Here is a 4,480-nt window from a genome sequence, read left to right as displayed (position 1 = left end):
GGGAAGGTGGCGCAGCCGAGCCGCTCGGCGAAGTCGGCGCGCTGGCGCAGGGTGGTCTTGATGAAGGCGGCGTCGCGTTCGAGGGCGGAGCCGTCGGTGAAGACGATGCGGCGCAGGGCGGTGCCCTGGCTCTCGAGGCGGGATATGGGCCGGTCGTGCACGGCGATCCCGTTGGCCTCCAGGACGCTGCGCAGCACCGGTTCGAGTTCGCCCCCGCCGGTGCACAGGGCCATGTCGCCGGTGAAGCGGCTCAGGTGCAGGGCGAGGCGGACGCGCTCCGGTTCGGCGCCGAGGACGGCGATCCGCCGGCCGCTGGCCTCGAAGCCGTGGCAGTAGGGGCAGTGGAAGGCGGACTTGCCCCACAGCTCGGCCACGCCGTCGAGGTCGGGCAGTTCGTCGCGCAGGCCGGTGGCGAGCAGGATCCGGCGGGACTCGACGACCGTGCCGTCGTCGAGGACGGCCTCGAAGTGGTCGTCGGCCAGCCGGCGCAGCGAGGTCACCTCGGTGGTGCGGTGCTCGACGGTCGGGTACGCGGCGAGATCGTCCCGCCCGAGTTCGCGCAGGCGCGCGGGGGGCGTCCCGTCGTGGGTGAGGAAGTTGTGCACGGCGTCGGCGGGGGCGTTGCGCCCCTGGCCGCTGTCGGCCAGCAGCACGGTGCGGTGGGCCCGGCCCAGGGTCAGCGCGGCGGACATACCGGCGGGGCCTCCGCCGATGATGATCGCGTCCAGCATGTTCACTCCGCTCGTCCGGTCTTCTCGGTGCGACGCCGTCCGGCCGTCCCGGTGCGACGCCGGTCTCTCTCTTGACCTGGACCCAACTCTGCAAGTTAATGTCAACATGAAGTCAAGGGGTGACGAGGAGTCCATGACCATCGGCGAGCTGGCCGAGCGTTTCCAGCTGCGTCCGCACGTCCTGCGGCACTGGGAGGCGACGGGGCTGCTCTCCCCCGCCGAGCGGATCAACGGCCGCCGCTACTACACGGCGCGCCACATCGCCCGGGTGGCGATGATCGTCCGGGGCAAGACGGCGGGCTTCAGCCTGGAGCAGCTGCGTGAGGTGCTCGACGCGCCGGACGCGGGGCGCCGCCGGGCCCTGCTGCTGGAGCACCACGCCGAGCTGACCCGGCGGATCGGGGAGATCGAGCAGTCGCGGACGCTGATCGAGCACGCCCTGGACTGCCGGGCCGAGGACTTCACGCAGTGTCCGGGCTTCCGCCGGCTGGTGGACCAGCTCGCGGGCGCTCCCGAGGACCTTCCTCCCGTCCGGCGGCACGGAGCGGGCGCCCCCGGGAACTGATCCAGGGGGCGCCCGGCGCGCGGGGGTGGCTCAGCCGATCCCGGTGATCCCGGAGAAGCGGACGGCCATCCGCTCCGGCCCGCGCAGGATGACGTGCGGGCGGTACTCCAGGGACTCCGGTACGAGCTCGGGGTCCCGGACCCGGTCGACGAAGGTCCGCAGCGCCACGGCGGCCTCCAGCTTGCCCAGGTTGGCCCCCAGGCAGCGGTGCGGGCCGCTGGAGAACGACAGGTGGTCCAGGCGCTTGCCGACGGGCCGGGTGATGTCGAAGCGGTCGGGGTCGGGGAAGACCTCGGGGTCCCGGTTGGCGGCGGCGGCCAGCAGCAGGACGTCGGTGTCGGCGGGGATCTCCAGGCCGTCCAGGACGATGCGCTCCTTGGTCATCCGGTGCAGCATCTGCACGGACGGCTCGAACCGCAGGATCTCCTCCACCGCCGGGTAGGCCAGCGACGGGTCCTCGCGGAGCATCGCCATCTGGTCGGGGTGGCGCAGCAGGGTCAGGATGCCGTGGGTGATCAGGTTGGCGGTGGTCTCGTGCCCCGCCATCACGAGCAGCGCGAGCGTGGCGAGCAGCTCGGTCTCGGTGAGCCGGTCGCCGGCGGCCTCGGCCCGGACCAGGCTGGGCAGCAGCCCGTCGCCCTTCGCTCCCCCGGCGGCGATGAGGTCGCGGAAGTACTGGTAGAAGGCGGCCCGGGTCTCGGTGTCCTCCTTGTCGATCTCCGGGGTGCGGTTGGCGGCCATCATCGGGTCCAGGGCGCGGCCCAGCACCGTCGACCAGGCACCGAAGACCTTGTGGTCCTCGGGCGGCACGCCGAGCATCTCGCAGATCACGCGGACCGGAACGGGGTACGAGTAGACGCTCGGGATGTCGACCGGGGAGCCCGCCTCGGCCACCTGCCCGATCAGGTCGTCCACGATCTCCCGGATCCGCACCTCCAGGTTCTGCACCATCCTCGGGGTGAACGCCTGGGTGACCAGACCCCGCAGCCGGGTGTGGTCCGGCGGGTCGAGGAAGGTCATGACCTCCTTGCGGGACTCCACGGCGTCGGTGCTGAGGATCTTGGAGCGGCTTCGGTCGGCGCTGGCGGCGGGGTGGCGCAGCAGCGCGTCGACGTCCTTGTGCCGGGCCAGGACCAGCAGGGCGCCGTCCATGACCGTGAAGGGCGAGGCCTCCCGCATCCCGTGGAGCAGGGGGTACGGGTCGGGGCGGTTCGCCGGGTCGAAGTAGGCGGCCAGCTGTTCTTCCGGCGACTGCGCCGGGCTCGTCTGCGTCTGCGTCATGGCCCCGAGGGTGCGGCCCGCCGGCCGGGCGGGGCGAGCCGCCGTCGCCGTGGTCGTTCGGGCACCTCACGTGCACACCCCAAAGGGGACTCCCCGGCACCCGGCGGCGGCTCCAGGGTTACCGTCCATGGGATCCGTTCCGCTCCGTTCCGCGCTGACCACCGCCTCCGCCGGACTGCCCCGGGGCCCCGCCTACGACCCGTGGCGGACCTGGCGGAGCCGCGAGGGTGCCGAGGGCATCGTCGCGGCGGGAATCCTGGCGGCCAACGCCCGCAACGTACAGCCGTGGCGGTTCGTCCTGGAGGACGGGCCGGCCGTGCGGGTGTACGCCGATCCGGATCGCCGGCAGGGGGCGCTCGACCCCTTCGACCGGGAGCTGTACGTCGGTCTGGGCTGCGCCCTGGAGAACATGGTGCTGGCCGGCCGGGCCCGGGGGTACGCGCCCCGGGTGCTGCTCCGCCCGGACACCGGCGACCCGGCGCACGCGGCGACCGTCCTGCTGGAGCCGGGGGACGCCGGTACCGGGACGGACGAGCTGTACGAGGCGATTCCGTACCGCCACACCAATCGGGGCCCGTTCCGGCCCGAGCCGCTGCCCGAGGCACTGCTGAAGGAGATCGCCGCCCTCGGTGAGGGTGACCTGGCCGCGCCGGCGCTGCGCTGGTTCGCCGGCCCGGCCGAGCGCGACCGGGTGGCGGCCCAGCTGGCGGCGGCGACGGAGGAGATCGTCGCCGACGAGGACCAGTCGCTGGCCGGGCACCGCTGGTTCCGCGGCAGCGACCGGGAGGTGGACCGCAGCCGGGACGGCATGACCGTGGACACCCAGGGCATGGCGCCGCTGATGAGCGCCCTCGGCAAGCGGCTGCCGGCGCCCCCGCGCCGGGTCGCCGACCGGTTCTGGCTGCGGCGGACGCGGCAGGTGCACCTGCCGACGGCCGCGGCCTTCGGGATGGTCACCGTCCCGGACGCCGCCCGGGCGGAGGACCGGCTGGAGGGCGGCCGGCTGCTCCAGCGCGTTCATCTCTTCGCGACCGCCCGGGGCCTGGCGGTCGGGCACCTCAACATGATGACCGTCCGCGCCGACCGGGAGCGCGAGCTGGGGCTGCCGCCCCGGTTCGGGCGGATCCTCGCCGACCTGGTCGGCGACCCCGGGCGGCAGGCACTCGTCACCTTCCGCATCGGCCGCCCCGCGCAGCCCGCCACCGCGAGCCCCCGGCGGCCCGTGGCGGCGGTCCTGGACCGGGGAGCACGGCACTGACCCCCGGGGCGGGGCCCCGGCCCCGGCCCGGGACACGCGGCGCGGGCCGCGGGGCGGCACGCCCGGCATTCCCCGCACACACCCACCGTCCGGCGGCCCCGCCGCGCCGCCGTCTGCCGAGGAGGCGTAACACCACATGTACGACGCGATAGTCGTCGGTGCCCGGTGCGCGGGAGCCACCACAGCGATGCTGCTGGCCCGGGCAGGCCACCGGGTGCTGCTGCTGGACCGGGCCCGGTTCCCCAGCGACACCATGTCGACCCACTACGTGCACCAGCCCACGATCGCGCGGCTGGCCCGCTGGGGGCTGCTCGACCGGCTGACCGCCACCGGCTGCCCGCCGCTCGACGTGGCCCGCTGGACCCTGGAGGACGTCACGATCACCGGGTGCGCACCTCCGGTGGACGGCATCCGGACGGCCTACGGGCCGCGCCGGTTCGTCCTGGACTCGCTCCTCGTGGACGCGGCCCGAGAGGCCGGTGCCGAGATGCGGGAGGGGACCAAGGTGACCGAACTCCTGGAGGAGGACGGCCGCGTGGCGGGCGTGCGGGCCCGCGGGGAGAACGGCGTGGAGTTCACCGCCCGGGCCCGGGTGGTGATCGGGGCCGACGGGGTGGACTCGACGGTCGCCCGCGCGGTGCGCGC

At 74.4% G+C, this 4,480-nt stretch carries 5 protein-coding genes; 3 read left to right on the top strand and 2 right to left on the bottom strand.

The features are described 5' to 3' along the window. A partial coding sequence (locus RIF68_RS28385; protein WP_309054149.1) for an NAD(P)/FAD-dependent oxidoreductase occupies positions 1–731 on the bottom strand: 731 nt, incomplete at its 3' end. 106 nt (positions 732–837) lie between these two features. Here RIF68_RS28385 and RIF68_RS28380 point away from each other — a divergent pair. Next, positions 838–1,296: a MerR family transcriptional regulator gene (locus tag RIF68_RS28380; protein WP_309054148.1), complete on the top strand. Its 459-nt coding sequence runs from the start codon at positions 838–840 to the stop codon at positions 1,294–1,296. Between the two features lie 30 nt (positions 1,297–1,326). Here the strand turns inward: RIF68_RS28380 and RIF68_RS28375 are convergent, their stop codons facing one another. Further along, positions 1,327–2,577, bottom strand: a complete 1,251-nt coding sequence (locus RIF68_RS28375) for a cytochrome P450 (protein WP_309054147.1) — start codon at positions 2,575–2,577, stop codon at positions 1,327–1,329. 127 nt (positions 2,578–2,704) lie between these two features. Here RIF68_RS28375 and RIF68_RS28370 point away from each other — a divergent pair, with 127 nt between their 5' ends. Both RIF68_RS28370 and RIF68_RS28365 read left to right on the top strand, forming a co-directional pair. Next, positions 2,705–3,835: a hypothetical protein gene (locus RIF68_RS28370; RefSeq protein ID WP_309054146.1), complete on the top strand. Its 1,131-nt coding sequence runs from the start codon at positions 2,705–2,707 to the stop codon at positions 3,833–3,835. 136 nt (positions 3,836–3,971) lie between these two features. Continuing rightward, positions 3,972–4,480 (top strand): FAD-dependent monooxygenase (locus tag RIF68_RS28365; RefSeq protein WP_309054145.1); only part of this gene is annotated, 509 nt, incomplete at its 3' end.

It is taken from the genome of Streptomyces sp., from assembly GCF_031178505.1.
Lineage (GTDB): Bacteria > Actinomycetota > Actinomycetes > Streptomycetales > Streptomycetaceae > Streptomyces > Streptomyces gulbargensis.
Note: the sequence above shows the minus strand (reverse complement) of the source record. Positions and strands in the feature narration are given on the sequence as shown.

Coding starts and splice junctions, on each gene's coding strand:
- RIF68_RS28380 (WP_309054148.1), top strand. CDS start 838: ATGAAGTCAAGGGGTGACGAGGAGTCCATGACCATCGGCGAGCTGGCC.
- RIF68_RS28375 (WP_309054147.1), bottom strand. CDS start 2,577: ATGACGCAGACGCAGACGAGCCCGGCGCAGTCGCCGGAAGAACAGCTG.
- RIF68_RS28370 (WP_309054146.1), top strand. CDS start 2,705: ATGGGATCCGTTCCGCTCCGTTCCGCGCTGACCACCGCCTCCGCCGGA.